Consider the following 563-nt stretch of genomic DNA (forward strand, 5'->3'; position numbering starts at 1 on the left):
CCGAGTTCGGCATGGACTGGCGCATCTCCGACAGCGCCCGCAAAAAACGCGTCGTGATCCTCGTCTCAAAGCAAGAACACTGCCTCTACGACCTCTTCGCCCGCTGGCAGTCCGGCGACCTGGACATCGACATCCCCTGCGTCATCTCCAACCACGAGACCTTCCGCGGCTTCGTCGAGTGGCACGGCATCCCCTTCCACCACGTGCCCGTCACAGCGGACAACAAGCCCCAGGCCTACGCCAAGGTCGAGGAACTCTTCCGCGAGGCTGACGGCGATGTGATGGTCCTCGCCCGCTACATGCAGATCCTCTCCCCGGAGCTGTGCATCAACTATCCCGGCCAGATCATCAACATCCACCACAGCTTCCTGCCCAGCTTCGTCGGCGCAAAGCCCTACCACCAGGCCCACACCAAGGGCGTCAAGCTCATCGGCGCAACCTGCCACTACGTCACCAGCGAGCTCGACCAGGGACCGATCATCGAGCAGGACGTCATCCGCGTGGATCACTCCGACGCCCCCGACGACCTCGTCCGCTACGGCAAGGACATCGAGAAGGCCGTA

1 protein-coding gene is annotated in these 563 nt (G+C 63.1%); it reads left to right on the plus strand.

Translation table 11 applies throughout. The features are described 5' to 3' along the window. Nucleotides 1-563, plus strand: a 563-nt coding sequence (locus B4920_RS25835; protein WP_139379642.1) for a formyltetrahydrofolate deformylase, incomplete at both ends; no start/stop codon positions are given.

Origin of the sequence: Zoogloea sp. LCSB751, assembly GCF_002028455.1 — a bacterium.
In the GTDB taxonomy this organism is placed as follows: domain Bacteria; phylum Pseudomonadota; class Gammaproteobacteria; order Burkholderiales; family Rhodocyclaceae; genus Zoogloea.